A 22,324-nucleotide genomic window follows, 5' to 3' on the forward strand; every position below is an offset into this window, starting at 1 on the left:
CACAGCGTCTCGCAGGTGGTGGTGGTGCCGGTGTACGGAAACGGGTCCAGCGCAATGTCGATCTCCGCCAGCAGGCGCCAGTAGTCCTCGTTCGGCAAGCGGTCATGGACGGTCAGCCGCTGCGGATCGATACCGTGGGCGGCGAGGGCGGCGCGCAGATCGTGTTGCGCCGAGCCTTCCGGGATGTTCGTCATCACCAGCCGGGAGGCGGGCAGGGTCCGCAGGATCTCCGCCCAGCATGCGATCGCTGCGGGCGAGAGCTTGGTGCGGTTGTTCAGGGAGCCGAAGGTGATGTGTCCGCTCCGCGCGGCGGTCGCCGGTCCAAGCGGTGGCCGGATGCCAAAGGGCCGGTAGCACCAGAGGGTGCGCGGCAGGCGGTAGAGGGTCTCCGAATGCCATTGCTCCTGCCCCGGGGGGTCGGTGTCGAGGGTGCAGAGGCGGTAGTCCATCGCGTCGAGTCCGGTGGTGGCGGGATAGCCGAGCCAGGTGACCTGCACCGGGGCCGGCTTGCGCGCGAAGGCGGGCAGGCGGTTGCCGGCGCGGTATGCCCGGCGAGATCGACCAGGATGTCGATGCCATCGGCCCGGATGCGCTCGGCGAGCTGCGCGTCGGCGAGCCCGGCGCAGGCATGCCAGCGGTCGGCAAGGGCGGTGAGTCGCACCGTGACTTCGTCGCGGACCGGGTTGGTGTGATAACAGTGGATCTCGAAACGCTCGTGATCGTGGGCGGCGAGCACGGGCTCGATGAAATACGCCACCGAGTGCCAGGCGAAGTCCGCGGAGACGTAACCGATCCGGAGCCGGCGCTCGGGGTCGCGCGTGTTCGTATGCGCGCGCCAGTGGGGCTTGAGCGGCGTCTCGCAGTGCGCGGCGAATTCCCGATGCGCGGCCAGCGCCGCGGCCGGCGTCGTGCCGGGGAGGTAATGCAGGGTGAACAGCCTGGCGCTGTGCGCCCCGGCGGAATCGGGATCCCGCGCGAGGCCGCGCTCGAATTCCTGCATCGCCTCGTCCATCCGGCCCAGGCATGACAGCGCCAGCGCGATGTTGGCATGCAGCGGGGCGAGATCCTTGACCGCCAGTGCCCGCCGGTAATTGGACAGCGCATCATCGAACCTGCGCAGCCTGAAGAAGACGTGGCCGAGGTCGGTGCAGGCGTATTCGTCGGGCCGCAGTTCGACGGCGCGCCGGCACGCGGGCAACGCCTCGTCGAGTCGGTCCTGCTCCAGACAGGCGTTGCCGAGCTTGAACCAGGCCTCTGCGTAGTCGGGCTTCGCCGTGACGGCCTTGCGGTAGCTGTGGATGGCCTGGGCGGGATCGCCGAGACCGGCGCGGGCATTCCCCAGAATGAGCCAGGCCTCGGCGTACTCGGGATTGAGACGGAGGGCGTTCTGGAGGGCGGAGACGGCGTCATCGAGCTTGCCCTGGCGGAAGGCGGCGAGGCCGAGGTTGTAGTGGGCGACGGCGAGGTCGGGCGCGTGCTCGAGTGCGGCGCGACAGGCCTGTTCCGCCTCCGCCAGCCGGCCCTGGTCGAGATAGAGATTGGCGAGGTTGCTGTAGGCGTCGGCATAGCCGGCGCGCAGTTGAATCGCCTGTTTGAAGGCGGCCTCGGCCTCCTCCACGCGGGAGCGCTTGTGCCGCACCAGGCCGAGCATCAGGTGCGCCTCGGGCAGCGCCGGGGCGAGTTCGAGCACGCGGCGGAATTCGCGGTCGGCGTCCTCGAGGCGCGCGCGATGATAGAGCGCCAGCGCGAGGTTGTAGCGTGCGAGCAGGTGGTCCGGCTGGAGCTGCAGGGCCTTCCGGAAGCCGGCGATCGCCGCGTCGAGATCGCCCTGCATGGCGCGGGTGACGCCGAGGTCGTAGTGGGCCTCGGGGCTGGCGGGGGCGGCGCGCGCGGTGCGGGTGAAGAGCCCGGCGGCGTCCTCGAGCCGGCCGGCGGCGCGGGCGAGGGTGCCGAGCAGGTGCAGGGCGGGCGGATAGTCGGGGTGTTGTTGCAGGATCTGCCGACACAGGGCCTCGGCCTGGGGGAGGCGTCCGGCCTGCTGATGCGCCAGCGCGAGCTGGAAGGCCTGTTCGGTATTCACGCGCGGTCCTCGCGCGCGCACCAGCGCCGCCACATGTCGCGATAGGCGTCCTCGAGGTCGCGGGTGAAGGCGGCCTCGTCGCGCAATGGGGAGGCGTCGAAGCGCGGGGGGGTCTCGCGGCGGGGGCGGTCGAGCCGTTGGGGAATCGCGGGCGAGGTCGGTGGCGATGCGGACGTAGTCGGCGGTGTCGCGGGCGACGAGTTCCTCGAGCCCGACCGGCTTGAGCAGGGCGTAGCCGGAGCGCGCGACGGAGGTCGCGCCGGCGAGGGAGACGACGGGGATGCCCATCCACAGCGTCTCGCAGGTGGTGGTGGTGCCGGTGTACGGAAACGGGTCCAGCGCAATGTCGATCTCCGCCAGCAGCGCCTGATACTCCGGTTCCGGGAGCCGCCCGCGGGGATCGAGCCGCGCGGGCGCGATCCCCGCGGCGGCGGCGCGGGCCTTGAGTTCGGCATGGGTCGCGGCATCGCCCGCGCGGGTCAGGATCAGGCGCGCGGCGGGGTCGTCGCGCAGCAGTTGCATCCAGAGCGCGAAGGATTCCGGTGAGACCTTGGGCAGGTTGTTCATCGAGCCGAAGGCGATGCCGGCCGCGCGTCCACTCGCGGCCGGCGCGCGCGGACCCGGCGGGCGGTAGCACCAGAGCGTGCGCGGCAGCCGGTAGAGGGTCTCGGAATGCCATTGCTCCTGCCCCGGGGGATCGGTGTCGAGGGTGCAGAGGCGGTAGTCCATCGCGTCGAGTCCGGTGGTGGCGGGATAGCCGAGCCAGGTGACCTGCACCGGGGCCGGCTTGCGCGCGAAGGCGAGCAGGCGGTTGCCGGCGGTATGGCCGGCGAGATCGACCAGGATGTCGATGCCATCGGCCCGGATGCGCTCGGCGAGCTGCTCCTCCGACAAGCCGAGGCAGGGGATCCAGTGATCCACGCGGGACTTCAGGCGCGCGTTCACCTCGTCCTGCTGGCTGTGGCTGTAATAGGCGTAGATCTCCACCGCGGACGTGTCGTGATGCGCCAGCACGGGCTCGATGAAGCTGGCCACCGAATGCCGGCGCAGGTCCGGCGAGACATAGCCGATCCGGAGCCGGCGCTCGGGGTCGCGCGTGTTCGTATGCGCGCGCCAGTGGGGCTTGAGCGGCGCCTCGAAGCGCTCGGCGTAGCCGCGGTGCTGTTCGAACAGGCGGGCCGGCGGGAGGTCCGCGCGGTAGAGCTGCGCCATCAGCCAGTTGCTGTAGACATAGGCGAGTTCGGGGCTGACCTTCAAGGTGGCCTCGAAACAGCCGGCCGCCTCGTCGACCCGGCCCTGGCCGAGGCGGGCCCGGCCCAGGTTGTGCAGCGCCTCGGCCGAATCCGGCTTGAGGGCCAGCGCCTTCTGGTAGCACTCGATCGCGTCCTGGGTCCGGTTCTGGCGCAGTCGCGCCGTGCCGAGGTTCTGCCAGGCCTCGGCGGAGTCCGGGTGGGATTCCAGGACCGCGAGAAAGCAGGCGACCGCCGCGTCCAGTTCGCCGCGTCCGCTGTGCGCCAGGCCGAGCTGGATGCGGGCGAGGCTGTCGACGGGGTTGAGGTCGAGCAGCCGCCGGTAGGCGTCGATCGCCTCGCCGTTGTTTCCCTGGCGCAGCAGGATGCCGGCGAGGTTGAACAGGGCGTTGGCATACCCCGGCCGGTGGGCGAGGGCCTGCCGGAAGCACTGCGCCGCGGCATCCAGGCGGGCGCGGCTGAGATGGATCATGCCGAGATTGTTGTGCGCCTCGGCGAAGCCGGGACGGATCTGCAGCGCCTGTTCATAGCACTGCGCCGCGGCGTCCAGTTCACCCCGGGTTCCCAGGGTCACGCCGCGGTTATAGAGTTCCTCCGCGGTGACCGCCGATCCCGCGAGGCAGCATTTCTTGTATTTTTTGCCGCTGCCGCAGGGGCAGGGGTCGTTGCGCTTAGGGGCGTTCACTGTACATCAGGCTCATCGCAGGCATTCGCTGGCGCGGGACCCGCACGGCGCGGGCGCCATGGCGGGGAATCCTCCATGCAGCGGCCTTCGGTTCCCGGAGTATCGTTCAGTCAACCGGCGCGCACGGGCGCGCCGGATATCGCGCCGGCGGGGAAGATTTCCGCTGACCGGTGTCGACAGGTTCGGGGCGGAGATGCCGGCGTTGCGGGAATTTTAGCACAGCCGTAGCGCTCCCCGGCCGTCCCGGCGGCTATGTCTTTTCGGTATCGGCACGACACCAGCGGCGCCACATATCGCGGTAGGCGGCCTCGAGATCGCGGGTGAACCCGGCCTCGTCGCGCAGCGGCGAGGCGGCGAAGCGCGCGGGCAGTTCCGCGTGCAGGGCGGAGAGGCGCGCGGGATCGTGCGCGAGCTCGACGGCGGCACGCACGTATTCCACCTCGCTGGCCGTAACCAGTGCTTCCAGTCCGACCGCCCGCAGCAGGGCGTGGCCCGCGCGCGCGGCCGAGCCTTCGCCGGCCTGCGTCACCACCGGAATGCCCGCCCACAGGGTTTCACAGGTGGTCGTCGTGCCGTTGTAGGGAAAGGGATCGAGCGCGATATCGATCCGATCCAGCAGGGCACAGTAGTCGGAGGCCGGCAGGCGGCCGGGGAAGCGCAGCCGTTCAGGTGCGATGCCGCGCCGGGTGAAGCGCGCGCGGATGTCCGCGCAGACCGGACCTGCGGGGATATTCGTCATGACCAGGCGCGATCCCGGGACGGCGAGCAGTATTTCGGCCCACAGGTCGAGGCGTTCCAGCGTGATCTTGGCGGGGTTGTTCATCGACCCGAAGGTGACGGCATCCACTCGGTGCGCGCGCGGCGCGGACGGAATGGCCGGACGCTCGGCAGGCGGACGATAGCACCACAGGCTGCGCGGCAGGCGATAGAGGGTCTCGCTGTGCCAGCGCTCCTGTCCCGGCGGATCGGTGTCGCGGGTGCAGAGCCGATAATCGACGGCATCGAGCCCGGTCGTGGCCGGATAACCGAGCCAGGTCACCTGCACCGGGGCGGGTTTGCGCGCGAGGGTGAGCAGGCGGTTCTCGTTGGTGTGTCCGGCGAGGTCGACCAGGATATCGATCCCGTCGGCCCGGATGCGCGCGGCCAGTTGCGCGTCTCCGATGTTCCAACACGGCAGCCAGTGGTCGGCCGCCGCGGCCAGGCGCGCGCTCATGTCGTCCTGGCGGTGATGGTTGTAATAACCGTAGACCTCGACCGCCGATTTGTCGTGCGCGGCGAAGACCGGCTCGATGAACCAGGCCACCGAGTGACGGCGGAAATCGGGCGACAGATAACCGATCTTCAGGCGGCGCTCCGGATCGCGCGCGTTCGGATGCGGTCGCCAGCCGGACTTGAGCGGCGCCTCGAAGCGTGCCGCGAAACGGCGGTGTTCGGCGAAGGACTGCGCGGGCGTGACCTCGCCCATGTACTGCAGGGTCACCAGCAGGGCGCTGTGCGCCGCGGCGAAATCCGGGTCCAGTTCCAGCGCCCGTCGCAGGGCCGCGACGGCCTGATCCAGCCCGCCGGGCCGGTTGTAGCCGTTGGCCAGGTTGACGTAGGCCTCGGCGTAACCGGGCCGGAGCGCGATGGCGCGCTCACAGGCCCGGGTGCTCTCGTCCAGCCGTCCCAGCTTGTAACAGGCGATCGCCCGCGTGAGCTCGGCCTCGGCGGAGTCCGCCTTGAGCGCGATGGCCTGTTCGCAGGCGCGCACGGCGTCTTCGTGCCGGCCCTGATTGATGCGCGCATTGGCCAGGTTGACCAGCGTATCGGCGACGCCGGGCCGGAGGGCGAGCGCCTGTTCGAAACAGGCGGCCGCCTCGTCCACCCTGCCGGAGCGCAGCAGCGCCTTGCCGAGCTGGTGCCGCGCGTCGGCATCCGCCGGGGAGAGCGTCACCACCCGCTGGTAGGCGTCGATCGCGGCGGGCAGGTCTCCCAGTCGCAGCGCGACCCCCGCCAGATTGAAGAGCGCATGGCCGTAATCGGGGCGCGCGGCGAGCGCCGCCCGGAAGGCCTGGGCGGACGCCTCCAGGCGGTCCTGGCTCAGGAAGGTCAGGCCGAGGTTGTTGTGCGCCTCCGCGAACCCCGGACGCAGGGCGAGGGCGCGCCGGAAACAGGCCACGGCCTCGTCGAGGTGTCCCGTGCCAAAGGCGGTCACGCCCAGATTGTACGCGGCCTCGGCAGGATCGACCCCCTGGGCGAGGCAGCATTTCTTGTATTTTCTGCCGCTGCCGCAGGGGCAGGGCTCATTGCGATTGACGGTGTTCATGGGGAATCCGGCGGTGATTCACGCCAATGGTACGTGATCACGGGCGGCGATCGCGAGCGCCGCCGGCGGCATCGACCGCGCGGCGCCGACGCGTCGGGCGACTACTGTCCGGGACGGGGGGTAAGGGGCTGGCCTTCGATCAAGGCGCCCCAGTCCATCTGCTGCCCGGGCGGATCCGCCGCGAAGGCGCGGGGCAGGCGGTAATGGTAGAGGCCGAGGCGCCACAGGTCCTGGAACAGGGCCCGGCAGAAACGCCGGACCGTGTCGGGCGGATCCTGGAATCCGGCCTCCCGGACGCAGTCCTCGATGGACCTCCGCCCGTCCGCCTGGCGCAGTATCAGCGACTGCGGGCGCGTCAGCGTCAGCGGCGGATACGGCGCGCGCTCCAGCACGAGGAGTCCGGCAGCGGTTTCCCGCAGGGCAAGGTCCCAGCGCCGCACGGGGATGTAGGCCATGAACGCGTCCGTCTCGAATCCGATCCGGTACGTGGCGGGGTCGCGGTCGGTACGGCAGACATAGAAGGCATGCTGCGAGACAAAGCCGTGCATCAGCTCCATGGCCTGCCAGCGCAGAGGCTCCGGCAGGGCGTCGAGCTGGGCGTAGAACGGCGCGTCGCGGGGGATCTGCGCCTCGGGATAATAGAAGAAATTTTCCATCCAGCCCTGGAACGCGAGTCCGGCGTCCTGCGTCAATCGGAGGCAGTCCCGCACGGTGAACGGAATGTCCTGGCGGTGCAGGAACGTATCCACCAGGCCCGCGTCGTAGTCCACGTCGTTCGACTGCTGCAGATAGCGGTGGATCGGGTGGTCGGGCTTGAGGGTGGACAGGCAGGCCTTGACGCGCGCGAGATCCTGCTCGCTCTGATCCAGGCCCATCATGCGAAAGAGATCCTGCAGCATGTAGACCCCGGTGCGCCCGTATTTGGCGTACAGCATGACGAAGATCACGCCGTCGGGGTCCAGCACCGTGCCGAGGGCGCGCAGCCCCTGCGTCGGATCCGGCAGGTGATGCAGGACGCCGCTGGTGTCGATGAAATCGAAGGTTTCGCCCAGGCTCGCGATCTCTTCCAGGCGTCCCAGGCGCAGTTCCAGATTGTCCAGCGAGTGCTGGTGCTTGAGGTGGCGCTCATGCGCCAGGCTCGCCGCGCTGATGTCGATGCCGATCACGCGGGATTCCGGATAATGAAACGCATAGCGCGCCGCGAGATTCGCGCCGCAGCCGGCGACGAGGATCTTCATGGCGGTGCGGGGCCGGCGGCCGGGCCAGTAGGCGGCGCTCAGCCGCGCGGGATCGCAGCCCGCGCGCAGTTCGCGTTCGTGCGGGACCGAGAGGTCCGCGACGGGCTTGGGGTAGATCCAGCGCTCGTATTGACTCGCGACGGGATCCACCGTGGTATTGACCACCATGGCGCCGGTTTTCCCTTGCTCGGAGGGGTCGCCGCGGGTGGCGCGGCGGGGTTAATGCGACGGACCGTCGGGTCGTCGATCACAGGCATCAGGGTATGCGAGGCGGCGGCGCGCGGTCAACTCCCGTTTGTCGCCGGCGTGAGCACCCCGGAGCGTGTCGGGTGCCGGCAAGGCCCGCTTAGTTGAGGCGGCACCCGGTCGCGGTATAGGTGCCGGTCTGCTGCTGGGTCGCGCTGATGTTTTGCGTCCAGGTGCCGGTCACGCTGAGGCTGTTGAAGTCGATGTTGCCGACGAAGTTCTTGACGTCGCCGGCGGTGACGTCCATGGTCCGGATCGAGGCGCTTTCATCGCCGATGACGCGGCCGTTGAAATTGGTCAGTTCATCGATGGTGGCCTTGTACATCTCGCCGTTGATGCTGTTGAGGTCGCCGGCGGAGTCGCGGAGGATGCCGAAGGACATGATGCCGGTGTCGTCGCCGCTGAAGGTTCCGGTGAACAGGTAGATGGGGGTCTGGGCCACGTTGATGCGGGGGCCGGAGAAGGTGCCCTGCTGGCTGGTGGCGCTGTTCTGCCAGTTGCCATCGATCTGGTTCAGGGTCGTGTACTGGAAGGTGAATTCATCGCCTTCCGGCGTCCTTCCGGCCACCGATATCCCGCCGAGGTTCTGCCCGTCGAACCTGAGCGGCGTCGTGCCGGCGATCGGGATCACCACCGTGCTGCCGTTCCGGTAGATATGGCCGGACAGGATGCCGGTCTTGCCGTTGACCAGGAATCCGAAGCGCCCGATCACGCCGGTGGTGTCCTGGAAGTTTCCGCCGAAGCCGCCCGAGTAGCTGCATACCAGCATGGCATCCAGGCGTGTCTTCGCCGTCACGGCGTCGGGCAGCACGGGGACTCTCTCATCGACGCTGGCGACGTCCGACATGACGTTGACCAGTTCGCTGTCAAGGTCGGTGGAGAGGAAGTTCACCTGCGGCCAGTTCTGGGCCACGGTGCGCACCGCCTCCGAGATGACGATCCCGTCATCGGGATTCCCGTTGTTGTCGAGCATCTGCAGGAAGCGCGCGATGTTCTGCACCTCGGTGTTGCTGGTGTTGCTGCCGTTGGCCACCAGATGGACGGGGGTGATGAGCGACTGTCCCGCCGCGGTGCCGAGGGTCACGCCGCCGAGGAAAAACGTGATCCCGGCGTTGGTCTCGTACGTGAACTCCCCGGTCAGGGTGAGGTTGTCCTCGACCGGCGTCACGCCGGTGGTATCGCCCGACCGGTATTCGAGCCCGGCGACATTGCTGTCGCGGAACAGGCCCTTGCCCGTCGTGGAGGCCAGCCCTTCCGGACTGACGTTGCCGAGGTTGCTGACGGCCCCGCCGCAGGCGCTCAGGCCCAGGCTGACGAGGACGGCGGCGGGCAGGTGACGCCTGAAAACGGGGTGTCCGCGTTTCACGATATGACCTTCTTCATGGCCGCGGTCCGCCGCGGCGCTCGTCGCGTCTTCGGCCGCGGGCCGGGGCTGTAGGGTGGTTTCACAGCAGTTTGACCATATTTTCATGGAACAGTTCCCGGGCCGGTTGGCTAGAAGCTCAGGGCCGCGCCCGCGGTGATGGAGACATTACTGTAATCGCCCAGCGATGAACTCTGGATGCCGACCGCCGTGCCAACGTCCTCGGGGGACAGGATAAACCCGGTCGGCAGGTTCGATTCATTCAGCTGCCAGGACAGGCTGGTGAACAGTCGCAGGTTCGAGCTGACGAAATAGGTCGCCCCGGTGGAAAGATTATGGGTAAGGTTCTTGCGGAATTCGGTGAACAGCGTGGCGGAGTCCGGATTGACGTAATCGGACAACGAGATCGAGTATGCCCCGTTGACGCTCAGCCCGCCGCCGAGGACCTTGCTCAGCTGAAGCGAGAGCGCGTGGCTGTTGTAGGCCAGATCCGAGCCGAGGTTCTCCAGGTTTTCGTTGCTGGTGAGGGTATAGCCGCCGGCCCATCTCCAGCCGTTGCCCAGCGACTGATTCAGAGTCGCGCCGAAGGTGACGTTGTTCGCATCCAGTATGGGCGAGGTCGCCGACTTGAACTGGCGCGCGCCGAAGGTCAGGCGCCAGCTGCCGGGGGCCTCCTCCTGCATGGCCTCCGAGGCCAGCCACGGGATCAGGGCGGGCAGCCGGATGTTGCCGGTCACGTCGCCGTTGAAGCTGTAGGAATCGTTGATCTTGTTCTGCGTCGCGAGTGCTTCCAGCGAACTGCCGGTGAACGAGGCGGAGAAGTCGAGCCCCTTCCAGGCGAAGGTCAGGTACGGCGTCAGGCTGGTGTTGAACAGATCGAACTGGGAATAGTAATAGGTGGAGTACGACGGGCTGTAGATCAGTCCCAGATAGATCGGCTTCAGGTAGAGCTTGCGGCGGTAATTGATGCTGCCGCTGAGGTCGGTGCGATATTCCGGCTGCGGGTCGTCGCGGGTCTGGTTGTTGTTCGAACTGTAACTGGTCGAATAATTGATGGTGTAGGAAAAACCGTCGATGCGGTTTTCCAGCGATTTGATCCGCGCCGCCGCGCTCTCGCGCAGGCTCTCCGAGGGGGAAAGCCGCATTGCCGCGCGGTATTCGGCCAGCGCGTCCTCCTCGCGATTGCTCTGCTCGTAACTCAGGCCCAGGTTCAGATGGGCGGCGGAGTGATTGGGGGCGAGACGGATCACTTCCTCGTACTGGAGCGCGGCATCCTCGGGGCGCTCCTTGTCGCTGTAGATGATCGCAAGATAAAAGTGCGCCATTAGGCTGTCGGGGTTCTTTTCGATGATCTTCTTGAACGCGTCTTCCGCCTCCTTCGAGCTGCCCTTGTTGAACTCGATCTTGGCGGATACCAGGGCGAGCTTGTCCTCGACGTCCGCCCGCTCCTCGGGCCCCAGTTCCTTTTCCAGCAGGGTTTTGTACAGGGCCTCGGCCTTGTCCAGGGCGCCGCTCTCGTCATACATGCCGGCCAGGGTTTGCTGGGCGGGCAGATTGTCGGGCGTGATGCGCACGATATTTTCGAAGGCCTCTATGGCCTGATCCCGGTGGTTCAGCTGCAGGCTCAGCAGGGCAAGCTGCGACCAGGCCCGCAGGTCGTCCGGCGTCTCGGCCGTCTGATCGCGCCAGTCCTTGATCAGATCGTCCTGCACCGCGGCCTTGATCTCCGCGCCCCCCTCGCCCGTATAGATGTTCGTGAGCAGCTGATCGACCTGCCCCGCGAGCGGGGTGCCGCGGCCGCGAATCTTGATCTCCTCGAATTCGCGCGCGGCGTCTTCCGGCTGCTTCAGCTCGAGGTAGAGGGCGGCCAGCCGGAGTCTCGCCTCCAGATCGGAAGGATCTTCCTTCAGCATGTCGAGCAGTATCTGCTCGGATCTGGCGCTTTCCTTCATGCCGCGATAGGCCGTGGCGAGGTTGAGTCGCGTTGCGCGGTCATCGGGCGTCAGCTTCAGTTGCTGCTCGAACAGGTCCTTCGCCTCGGCGAAGGATTCGCTCTGCAGCGCAAGGTGTCCCTTGAGCTTGTACAGGCTGATGTTGATCTGGCGGGCCTGTGGAGAATCCGCGGGGGCGATCGCCAGCGCCTGCTCGTATCGTTCGATGGCCTTCGGGTAATCGTTCGTGCCGGCATAGACATCGGCCGAGACGACGTAAGGCAGGATCTCGCGCGGCGCCGCGGCGATGACCTTTCCCAGCATGGCCTGCGCGTCGGCGGTACGGTCCGCCGCCGACAGCGCCGTGACCGCCTGTCCGAAGGCCTCGACGTCATTGGGATTTTCGGTCAAGACGTCCGTGATGATGTTCAAGGCCTGGTCCGCGTTCCCCTCGCTCAGTTCGCGCAGCCCGGTCAGCAGCCGGAGGCGTTTTGTCGCCTCGGCCGCCTCGCGCGTATTCGGCGCGCCGTCGATGATCTTCTGGTAGTTCTCGAGCGCATCGCCCATCAGGCCGACGCGCTGGTAGGCCTGGGCGAGCGACAGGCGCAGGGGATAATTGCCGGGGTCGAGCTGGACACTGCGGGCGAGGTAAGGCAGGCCTTCGCGGGTGCGATCCTGCTGCATATAGATGCTGGCGGCCAGCAGCAGGACTTCGGCGTTGTCGGGCTCGCGCGTCAGCACCGCGCTCAGCATGCGCAGTGCGCCCTGCGGATCGCCCTGGGACAGCAGGCGTTTGCCCTCGGCGACGAGGGTGGAGATGTCCGCGGACAGGATGATCGCGTCGTCGCCCAGCACCTGCTGCCGCCCCGTCAGGACGCGGATCTGCTCCTGCGCCTCGGCGCCGACGTTGGCCGGCGGTGACAGGCTGAGCACGCGTTCGAAGGACTGCAGCGCGTCTTCGACGGCGCCGTACCGCTCATAGGTCTGTGCCAGCGTCATCTGCAGGAGATGCAGATCCGGCTTCAGCGTAACCGCCAGCTCGAGGTATTTGACCCCGGCCACGGGCTGGTCGAGTTGCGGCAACAGCGTCCCGACGTAGAACAGCACCTCCACGTTGGTGGGCTGGAGCGCCAGCACGCCCTTGAACGCGCGCAGGGCGCCCTCCCGGTCCTGCTCGGAAAGCAGCCGCCGGCCTTCTTCCATGAGCTCCTCGATGCCGCGGCCGGGTATCGTCTCCGCCTTCAGTCGGGCCTGGATCTTTTCGGCCACCAGGGGTTCGCGGCGCGCCGCTTCAATGCCTTCCGGCGTCCCGGGCGTCGCGGCGGCGATGGCCTTGAATTCACGATAGGCCGCGCCGAGGACGTCGTACTGTTCGTAGAGGCCGGCGAGCTGCAGCCGTGTCGCGTAGCGCCCCGGCGCGAGCTTGATGGCGCGCTCCAGATATTTGATGCCGGGGACCGGCTGGTCGAGCGACAGATGGGTCTCTCCGGCGCGGATCAGGATCTCGACATTGCCGGGTTCGTGCACCAGCACCGACTTGTACAGGATCAGCGCGCTGGCGAGGTCGCCCGCGGAGCGCAGGCGCGTGGCCTCGGCGACCAGGGCGGAGATCTCGGCGGGCGAGATGGTGACCGCGCTGGCGGTGATCCGGCTCTGTTCCGCCAGCGCGCGGTTGCGTTCCTCCGCTTCCTTCGCTTCGCGGCTGTCGGGCGCCAGGCTGATCACCTTCTGGTATTCCCGCATGGCGTCGTTGATGCCGCCGAAGCGTTCATAGGCCTTGGCCAGCACCATGCGCACGCGATAGTTGTCGGGGGCGAGCTCCACGCTGCGCGCGAGATACTTGAGCCCGAGTTCGGGCTGCTGCAGCTGCAGATAGAGGTTGCCGAGGAAATACAGCACCTGGGGATTTTCCGGGTCGCGGGCCAGGGCCTGTTCGAACTCCTGCAGGGCGCCCTGCGGGTCGCCGCCGGTCAGGCGCTTTCTGCCCTCGGCGATGAGGTCCGAGATGTCAGTGGCGGAAAGGAAGGCGTCGGGGTTCTGCTGTCCCAGCGCGGCGGGCATCGGCCCGGCGCCCCACAGTGCGGCGCCGAGGCAGGCGGCCCAGAGGAGCCTGGTCGGATCGTTTCCCGGGTTTGCGCGTCGCATAAACAGGGCGTCAGAAGTAGAAGGTGGCCTTCATGAGCAGGCGCCAGCCGCTGAAGTCCAGCCGGGTGAACTCATAGGCGCCGCCCGATACGGATTTATGCGTCATGCGCCGGGTCGGGACATCCATGATCATGGGCGGGCGCAGCTGGACGTTGTCCGTGGCGAGGAAATCGCTGGTGATGGGCGTGGTGCCGACGCCTTCCAGCTCGATGTCCTTGAGCCCGATATCATAGGCGCCCTCGAGGCCGAGCGAGATCCAGTCGTTGATGAACCACTCGCCGCCCGCCGCGCCCTCCAGCAGCGGGAGCCCGGTCGTCTGCGCCTGGATGATGAGGGACTTGCGGAACCCGCGAATGTCACCGCTCAGAAAGACGCCGGTGAAATCCTCGCGGTAGTCGATGTCGTACAGGTGGTGCAGCGTGGCCGACAGGTAGAAGCGATAGGTCTTGGGCCGGGAGAACAGGTTGTAACGCCAGCCCAGGAAAAACTCGTTGTAGGACAGGCTGGCCTTGCGCTGCGCGCTGACCGATTCGAACGCGCCCTGGATCGGAAACAGTCCCGTGCTGGCCGTGGTGCTGGTGGCCTGCCAGGTGGAAGCGCCCATCAGGAACGAATGCTTGTCGTTGATGCGCCACTGGAATTCCAGGCCGGTGAGCGTGCCGGGTTCGAAGGGCGCGAGCGGCGTGTTGTAGGTGAAGGTGCCGTCGGTATTGTTCGCGACCGGGTCGACGAATTGCGCGCCGCCCTCATAGGGCGCCTGGAACTCACCCTGGTTGAGATCGTCCAGCTTCGGCTGGTTCAACCCGAAATAGGGCGCGACGCCCCAGGTCCGCGTGGCGGTCTCCTCCTGGCCCCACGCCGGCGACCCGGCGAGGCCCGCCGCGAGCAGCAGTACGGCGGCCGCCCGGCCCGGTGCGCGCCGCCCGCTCACGCCGGTCAGCATCCGGACATTCCCGGCGACCGCCGCGTGTTATACCGGCCGGACCGCATCACTCCTCGTCCCGCGCCTGTTGCGCCTTGAGCGCGCGTTGTTGGCGGAAGTAGTGCATCAGCGGCAGCGTGACCAGCGCCATGACGCAGCTCAACAGCATGTAGGCCACCACGAAATACCCCAGCTTCACATGGGGCGGGAAGCGGGAGAAGAACAGCATGGCGAAGCCGACGCTGACGATGGCGGCGTTGAATACGATGGTCCTGCCGATGCTGCGCATGGTGGCCTGGGTCACGGCGAGGGTGTCTCCGTTGCCGAGCCGGGATTCGTAGCGGTGGCGAAAGATGAAATGCACCGCGTAGTCGACGCCGACGCCGACCGCCACCCCCGCGGCCAGCGCGGTGGAGACGTCGAGCGGGATGCCGGCCCAGCCGGCGGCGCCGGCGATGAACAGCGTGGTCAGGCTCACCGGGATCACGGTGTACAGGCCGGTCAGGAACGAGCGGAACAGCAGCGCGGCGATCACCAGGATGATGACCTTGGACCAGAGTATGGACGTGGTCTGGCTGGAGATGAGCAGCTGGGCCCAGATGTCGGAGTTGTTCGCCGAGCCGGCGAAATTGACCTCGACGCCGGTGCCCGCGAGCTGCTGCTCGGCGAGTTGGCGGATGCTGTTGATGATGCGCTGCAGGTCACGCGTATGGTCGGTCTTGATGGCGAAGGTCACCAGCGCGCGCTGGTAATCGTAGTCGATCACCTCGTCGAGCTGTTCCGGCCGGCCGGACACCGAGAACAGGAACAGGTACTCGCCGATCTGGCTCGCGGTGGTCGGCAGCACGTTGAATGCCGGATCCCCGGCGTGCAGGGTCTTGTTCATGTTCTTGATGTAGTCGACGATGGAGCGGGCGCCGCCGACCAGCGGCAGGGTTTCGCCGAAGTCCTGCACCGTTTCGACCCGACGCAGCAGGTCGGGGTCCTTGAAGGTATCCTTGTGGTTACCCTCCAGCACCATGTTGAGGAAGATGGTGCCGTCGAATTTTTCATTGAACACGTCGTTGGCCTTGACCAGGTCGCTGTCCTTGCGGAAGTCGCTCATCCAGCTCGAGTCGACGTACATCCGCGTGGCCCCCAGGCCGGCCGCGGCCGTGAGCGCCAGCAGGACGATCACGGCGGGGACGCGCCGGCGGTACAGCAGCCCGGCGCCGGCGACCAGGAACTTGGTCAGCCGGTCCTGTTCCGAATGCACGCGCAGGGCGCGCCGCTTGGCCAGATAGTTTCCGACCTTGGGTTTCATCACGGTCAGCACCGCCGGGATGAAGGTGACGGTCAACAGCCAGCTGATGCCGATGCCGAGCACCGTGAACAGGCCGAAGACGATGAACGGGGGCATGTCGGCGAGGGCGAGCGACAGGAAGCCCACGGCGGTCGTGACCGAGGTCAGCAGCAGCGGCGCGCCCATGCGCTGCAGGACCGCGATGACGATGTCGTGGCTGCTGCGATGGGCATCCTGCACCACTTCGTCATAGTACTGGCTCATCAGATGGACGGCGTCCCCGATGCTGACCGCGATCAGGATGACCGGCAGCATGGTGGAAATGGTGTACAGCGGCACGTCGAGCAGGGCCGAGATGCCGAGGGTCCAGATCGTGGCGGCCGCCATCACGAACAGCGGCAGGAAGACGCCGCGCGCGGTCCGGAACACCAGGAACAGGCTGACCGCGAGCGCCAGCAGCAGCAGCGGGATCATCAGGCGCATGTCTTCCATGGCGTGCAGCCCGGAGGTGACCTCGATGACCGGGCGGCCGCCGAGGTAGAAGCGGTCGCCGTTGTCGGCGGCCGGCGCGTCGGAACTCTTCGGCTGTTGCCATTGCGCCTGCTGCTCCGGAGACCACTGCCCGCCGCCGGACGACCAGTTTCCGCCCGATCCGCCCGCGGAGGATCCGCCCCACTGCTGATTGCCCGACCAGTCGCCGCCCGAGCCCCACGCGCCGCCACCCTGGCCGCCGCCCTGCTCGGCGTCGATGATGCCCTTGATCTGCCAGTAGCTCATGTAGCGGTTGGCGGCGCCTTCCTTGAGGCGGGCGCGGATCATGGCGGCCTTGCCGTCGGCCGACACGATGTTGCCGACGAACAGATCGGCGTTCGCGTAGACCATCGAGCGCAGCTGCTCGATGGCGGCCGGGTCCTGCGGGACCCCGGTCATCAGCGGCACCGAGCCGATGCTCTCCTCGTCGCCGGTGAAGACCGTGGCGGTGGACAGCGAGGCAACGTCGACCGGGCGGTTCGCGATCACGCCGGGCAGGGTCGTGATCTTGTCGGTGATGCGCTTGATGACCGCCAGGGTCTCGGGGTTGAAGACCCCCTTCTCGTCATTGACGATCCCGATGATCAGCGAGTCCTTGACCCCGAAGAGGTCGGCGACCTTCTCGTCGTAATGGATGGCGGGATGCCCCTTGGGCAGATACACGCGGGCGTCGGTCTCCCAGCGCAGGTTCTGGAGCTGCAGCGCCAGGAATACCGTGATCACCACGGTCAGCAGGATGATCAGCTTGGGAAAGCGGGTGACAAGCTTGGGCCAGTTTTTCATAGGGACTCCGCTCGATTGTGGGCCGTCGTCGTTATTATGTTATTCCACACTGTTACGTGGTTTCATCAGAAACTGTATGTGAATTCCAGGTAGACGCGATCGTTGTCGTGGAAGTTGCCGACGAACTGCGAGCGCTGATCCCGCACCTGGGGCGCGCCGAGCGGGTTGCTCAGGACGCCGAACTGGGAATTCTTGCCCGAGAACATGTCGATCCCGGTCGCGATCTGGAAGCGGTCGGTGATGAAAAAGGTCCACTGGGGATTGATGTAGAGCTCATTCAGGTTGGTGAACTGGATGAGCAGGAGTTCGAACAGCATCGAGCTGCGCGGATACTCCTTGCGCAGGAACACGTTGATGCTGGTGTCGACCTGGTCCTGGACCATGGCCGGGTCGTAATCGGGAATGATCCATTGGGTGATGCCCGGCGAGATGTCCATGCCGTTCCAGTTGAATTCCACGCCCAGGCCCCAGCGGATATGGTCGCGCTCGAGCTCGCCGAGGAAATCCAGCAGGGCGTCGCCGTTCCTGTCGATGTTGTCCACCGCGAAATACTTGCCGGTGACGTAGGCGAATTCGCCCTTCAGGATGTAGTCCCCGATCTGCTTGCTCAAGGTGGTGCCGTAGATCGTGATGCGGGTGTAGGTCGGCATGAACTGCGGTTCCGTGTCGAGCTGGTTGAGCAGGATGCGGCGGAACACGACCGGAAAATCGTCCCAGGTGTAGAAGTAGCTGAAGGTCATGTCGGCGTCCCACAGGGTGGTGCTGAGCCGCACGCCGTATTCCCAGTTCATCGGGTCATAGGTGTCGGGCTCGATCGTGCCCGGCACCCGTTGCAGCAGCTCCCACTCCGAGCCGGGCGGGGCGGGCTTATGGAAGCGGATGTCGGGGATCCACAGGAATTCCCAGGTGCCTTCGTCCCGGTACCAGTCGAGCTTGCCCGTCCACAGGGGGATCCGGTAGTCGAGCAGATCGGGCATGATCAGCTCGCGGAAGTCCTGCGGATTGATCTCGTCGACGATGCGGACGCCTTCCAGCACGCCCCATACCACAATCTGGCGGCCCAGGCGGATGTCGACGCTGTCGTACATCATGTCCAGGTAGAGTTCGCGCAGATCCGCCCCGGATGAATCCTTTTCCTTGCCGAGGTTGAACAGGAAGGTGAGGGGTTCGTCGCCATTCCGTTCCAGGCGCGCCGCGATGGTGTCGTAGTCGAAGACGTCATAGGCCATGTCGTAGTAGAGCCAGCCGGAGGCGGTCAGGCGGTAGGTCGGATTGAACGAATAGACCCCGGTGAGTCCGGCGGTGTTGCGTATCTTGGTGATGGAACGCGGTTCCCTGATACGGTAGGCCGTCTCGTTCTTGAAATAGCCGTTCCAGGCGATATCGGAGAAGAATCCGCCCCCGGAGGAGGTGCTGACCAGGTCCTCCGCCTGGGAGTCCTGGGAGTCGGACTCGGATACGCCGCCGCCACTACTCCCCGCTACGTCACCGGTCGCCGCCCCGACATCGCCCCAACCCCGTAACGGCGCCGGATCCGGTCCCGGTTTCCACCGGTTCAGGCGTGCTTCCGGTCGCCGACCGCTCGGCCGTGGCGGCGCCGGCGGGGGCTTGCAGCGCTGGCCCGGTGTCGCCGGCACTCCCCGTCGCCGCCCCGGCATCGCCCGCGTCCCCGACACCGTTCTCCATCCCCGTCCCGGTATCGATCGCCTCAGGTACGACTGCAGTCTCGTTCTGGTCGGCCGTGGCCGCTCCGGCGGGGGCTGGCTGCAATGGCGCGGCGCCGCCACCACTTTCCACGCCGCCCTCGGTCGCCGCCCCGGCATCGTTCTCCATCTCCGTCCCGGTTTCGACCGCCTCAGGTGTGTCCGCGGGCGCCGTCTGATCGACCGTGGCGGCCCCCGGGGGGGCCTGAAGCAGGGACTCGGCCTGGGGCGCCGCCGCGCCGGGCGGGGCGGGCAACGGCGTCGACGGCGGGGGCGGTTCGTTCGGGGCGGGTTCGATCAGGGGTTGCGCGTTGACGGGAGCGATAGCGCTGGCCAGGGACAGGATGGCGGTGAACAGGAGTCCTTTGGCGCACCGGGCCGGGGGATGCTTCGAGTACTGCCAGACAAGGATTCCCCGCATAGTACCGCGCTAGATCTAGAATTTGCTTGAGCCAAGGCCGCGCGCCAGCCGGGGGCAACCCCGGCCGGCGGACACAGCCGCGTAAAGACCAGATGACGTCCTAGAGTCAGTATTACGGAATCTTGCCGCGCTTCCTTTAATGTCCCTTGGTCAGGTTGCGCTCGGTGAAGACATCGTCCTTGAGGCCGACGTTGGTCTGGACGTCGGTGACCTGGAAGATCGAGGTGTGTTCGGTCTGGGTGTTGCGCACGGTCATTTCATCCCACAGCCAGGCGTCGCCGGAACGCTGCCAGGAGATCACCTGCTGCTTCAGGGGTTCGCCGCGGCGGTCGAAATACTCGACCTGACGCTTGGAGCAGTCCGACCAGTCCTGGCCGGGCTTGACGAACAGCGAGAGGACCTTGGAGTAGAGCGCGTTGGAGGGGTTGCGCGGCACGCTTTCGACCACGTAGACGGTTTCCTCGCCGCGCTGCTCGGTCTTCACCAGACGGTGCTCGTCGTCATCGAGCGCGCGCCCGCTGATATCGCCGTGGGTCAGGTCGGAGCCGAGGAAGCTCTCGCCAGGATCACGCACCGAGACCCGCCGCGTCTTTTTCAGCACGGGCAGATAGATCCACTGATCCGCGTTCTTGCCCTCGCTGGTATAGCCCCAGCGCATGAAGACCGAGCCCTTGGCGTCCGGCGGGAACTCGGTGATCAGCAGCATCTTGTCGGCGATGTCCTCTTTTCCCTTATAGTCCTTCCAGTAGCGGCGGTAGACGTTCTTCTTCTCGTTGCCGTCCTTGTCGCGCAGTATGATGGTCAGGCGCGTCTCCTGGTCGTCCCCGGGGTATTTGAAGTTGCATTGCTGCACGACCTCGCGGGCGCTCACGCCGTCCGCCGAGGCGGCTTCGTCGGCCCCTGCCGGACCCCAGGCGGCCATACCCAGTGCCAGCATCGTCAAGGCGCCTGTCATACGCATAGAAGTTCCCTCCGTCATTGGATTTTTTGTGGAATCGGATTGTAGCAGATCTGACCGGTAAGAGAAGGCGAGCGCAGGAGGCGGAACTGGGTGGCCTGGCCCCGCCTGTTTATGATCTCTTTCGGAATTGTCACAAGTTTTGGCCTGATTCTACAATGACTTGCGGTCGGCGTTGTTATTGACTTTTGAGCGGCTCAGGAGTACAAAGTTCCCTCAGAAGGGATGCTCACTCCACAATGAAACGATAACGGAGAAGGGGCGCTCGCGCTTAGTTGGATTTTGCAGGCGCCCATGCGTTGACGCCGTGTCCATGCAGTTCGTGGATGCGAGGATTCGCAGCAATTGCTGACGGAAACTTCATCCTTAATGACGGGGATGAGTTTCAACCTAACGCAATATATTTTGGGAGAGACAAATGAAGAAAATCACTTCTCTGGCCTTGGCGCCGGCCGCGCTGTTTATCGGCGGCGCTGCCATGGCGGCACCGATCGGTGGTTACGACGCGTGGACGGTTAACGCGGGCGTAATCACGGCGACCTGCCCGGCGGGCCATACCTGTACCAACCTGGACGCCACCGGCAACGGCATCCTGCAGCAAAAGATGGTGGACAACGCGGACACCACCGTCTCCTACTTCCGCACCATCGTTACCGAAGAAGGCGCCAATGCGTCGGACCTGGCCTCGGTTCAGGCCCTGGGTTTCCGCATTGAAGGCCAGATCGGCATCGACGGCGGCGGCGGCAACAACTACACCAACCGCAGCGTGATCAAGTCCGGCACTCAGCTGGGCAACGATGCAATGGAAACCTCGGCGGAGATCTCGCAGGGTGCCCTGCTGTCGGGCAGCCTGGCGCACTTCGTCGCGGACCAGGAGCAAGGTCTGGGCGCCACCACCCGTCGCATGGACTGGCATTTCCATGAGAACGGCGTGAACTACCTGGAGTTGAACGCCTATTCCACCGGCGGTGTCGCCAACGGCGCCACCGGCAACGAAGGCTCGATCACGGTGCGTCGTTCCGGCGCCCTGACCGCGGGCGGTACGCTGACCCTGGGCGCGAGCCCGACGGAAGGCGTGCAGACCCTGGCCTATGCGGCCGGCGGCTCCGTCACGGCGGTGTGGTTGACGCAGGCGGCCTCGGGTATCGGCAGCCAGTTCGACCGGACCTTGGGCGTGCAGCGCTACTCGGCGATCTCCACCAACGGCAAGACCAATGTTGGCGGCACCTCGATCGATGCGACCAATGCGGATGGCTTTGGCAACTTCAAGGTCACCCTCAACGGCAACAGCGCGGCGGTTACCGGCACGCAGTTCGGCTGGAACTCGGCGCTGTTCGGCACGCAGCCGCAGGAGTACTTCACCAACTCCATCTCCAGCGGCTTGCTGACGGCTCCGACGGGCATCTTCGCCGATGACTTCCTGCTTCCCTAACGACGCGTAGATAGGAGAGTAATCATGAATCGCAAATATATAGCTTTAGCGATGGCGTCCGCGGGGGGCTTGCTGGTTTCGGGTGCTGCCCTGGCGGGTTCCGCCGCAAGTTGGAACGGTCCCCTGGGCTTTGACCAGTTCTCGGCCACCAACGGCACCATCACGGACACCTCGGTCGAGTGTTCGGTCGGCGGCTGGACGTGCGTCTCCCTGGACGCGACCAGCAACGGCCTGCTGATGCAGCAGGTGACCGATCCGGGTACCGGCGTCGCCTTCATCCGTACCATCGTGACGGAAGAGAACGCCAACGGTACGACGGCTGCGGGCCTGACCTTCTGGCAGGAAACTGAGAATCTTGCCAGCGGCGTCAACACCAACAACGTCGCGATCTCGCAGGGCATCGTCGATGGCGGCATGGACTTCCGTGCCAAGATCTTCGAGGCCTCCTTCCGTTCGGACGGGGATATCACGATCCCGACCAGCGGCGGCGCGGGTGCCGAAATGTACCTGAACCAGAAGATCGCCACGGCGGGTCAGACCTTCCAGCAGGACGGCGTGAACGGCAATGCGCGTCAGCGCATCGACCAGGTCCAGGGCACCAACCCGGGCAAGTTCACCTATGCCTCCATCGACGGCGCGGCGTTCATGCCGACCGCGGGTGGCACGCTGGGTGGTACGGTCATGCCGGCACTGGCCTTTGCCTCGACGGATGGCATCAGCGCGGTGTGGATCGGCGCGGATATGCCGGGTAACTACGCGGCCTCGCTGCGTCAGTTCGGTTACCAGCAGTTCCGCAACTGGGGTTCGCTCGCGGTCACCGCTCCGGGCACGAACGTGGCCGTCGGCACCTCGACCTACTCCTCGGTCGGTCCGCTGGGCACCTTCTCGGCCAACGGCTCGTGGGACTGGGATGCGGCCCTGTGGGATCTGGGTGCTGCGCCTTCCGGCCCGCCCTGATCGTGCTGGTCTAGTTCAGAAAACTTACAAAGCAGTACTTACTCGGAGGGGGCGCAACGCCCCCTCACTTTTTTAGGGTCTATGCCAGAGGC

General features: G+C 66.3%; 11 protein-coding genes. 2 read left to right on the forward strand and 9 right to left on the reverse strand.

Annotation, left to right across the window (positions count from 1 at the left end; genetic code table 11):
- Positions 1-274: 274 nt before the first annotated feature.
- From IPM20_13740 to IPM20_13780, 9 genes are all read right to left on the reverse strand, one after another.
- Entirely contained in the window at positions 275-4,015 is a 3,741-nt protein-coding gene (locus IPM20_13740) for a tetratricopeptide repeat protein (protein MBK9132678.1), read from the reverse strand.
- Positions 4,016-4,265: 250 nt separating this feature from the next.
- Positions 4,266-6,320 (reverse strand): tetratricopeptide repeat protein, encoded by a 2,055-nt coding sequence (locus IPM20_13745; GenBank protein MBK9132679.1) that lies wholly within the window; start codon positions 6,318-6,320, stop codon positions 4,266-4,268.
- Between the two features lie 101 nt (positions 6,321-6,421).
- The gene (locus IPM20_13750; GenBank protein MBK9132680.1) at positions 6,422-7,726 is read right to left on the reverse strand and encodes a class I SAM-dependent methyltransferase; all 1,305 of its coding nucleotides are present in this window, start codon (positions 7,724-7,726) and stop codon (positions 6,422-6,424) included.
- A 178-nt stretch (positions 7,727-7,904) separates the two neighbouring features.
- Positions 7,905-9,275 (reverse strand): hypothetical protein, encoded by a 1,371-nt coding sequence (locus tag IPM20_13755; protein MBK9132681.1) that lies wholly within the window; start codon positions 9,273-9,275, stop codon positions 7,905-7,907.
- A 23-nt stretch (positions 9,276-9,298) separates the two neighbouring features.
- The gene (locus IPM20_13760) at positions 9,299-13,243 is read right to left on the reverse strand and encodes a tetratricopeptide repeat protein (GenBank protein MBK9132682.1); all 3,945 of its coding nucleotides are present in this window, start codon (positions 13,241-13,243) and stop codon (positions 9,299-9,301) included.
- Between the two features lie 10 nt (positions 13,244-13,253).
- Positions 13,254-14,186: a hypothetical protein gene (locus tag IPM20_13765; protein MBK9132683.1), complete on the reverse strand. Its 933-nt coding sequence runs from the start codon at positions 14,184-14,186 to the stop codon at positions 13,254-13,256.
- A gap of 46 nt (positions 14,187-14,232) precedes the next feature.
- The gene (locus tag IPM20_13770; protein ID MBK9132684.1) at positions 14,233-16,761 is read right to left on the reverse strand and encodes an MMPL family transporter; all 2,529 of its coding nucleotides are present in this window, start codon (positions 16,759-16,761) and stop codon (positions 14,233-14,235) included.
- 65 nt (positions 16,762-16,826) lie between these two features.
- A complete protein-coding gene (locus tag IPM20_13775) occupies positions 16,827-18,398 on the reverse strand; it encodes a hypothetical protein (protein ID MBK9132685.1) in 1,572 nt (523 codons plus the stop codon).
- 623 nt (positions 18,399-19,021) lie between these two features.
- Positions 19,022-19,846: an outer membrane lipoprotein-sorting protein gene (locus tag IPM20_13780; protein ID MBK9132686.1), complete on the reverse strand. Its 825-nt coding sequence runs from the start codon at positions 19,844-19,846 to the stop codon at positions 19,022-19,024.
- Between the two features lie 475 nt (positions 19,847-20,321).
- On the opposite strand from IPM20_13780, the gene IPM20_13785 reads away from it, so the two are divergent.
- Positions 20,322-21,275, forward strand: a complete 954-nt coding sequence (locus IPM20_13785; protein ID MBK9132687.1) for a hypothetical protein — start codon at positions 20,322-20,324, stop codon at positions 21,273-21,275.
- A gap of 24 nt (positions 21,276-21,299) precedes the next feature.
- Positions 21,300-22,232 (forward strand): hypothetical protein, encoded by a 933-nt coding sequence (locus IPM20_13790; protein ID MBK9132688.1) that lies wholly within the window; start codon positions 21,300-21,302, stop codon positions 22,230-22,232.
- Positions 22,233-22,324: the final 92 nt, after the last annotated feature.

The sequence above is a fragment of the Gammaproteobacteria bacterium genome (assembly GCA_016716465.1).
In the GTDB taxonomy this organism is placed as follows: domain Bacteria; phylum Pseudomonadota; class Gammaproteobacteria; order SZUA-140; family SZUA-140; genus JADJWH01.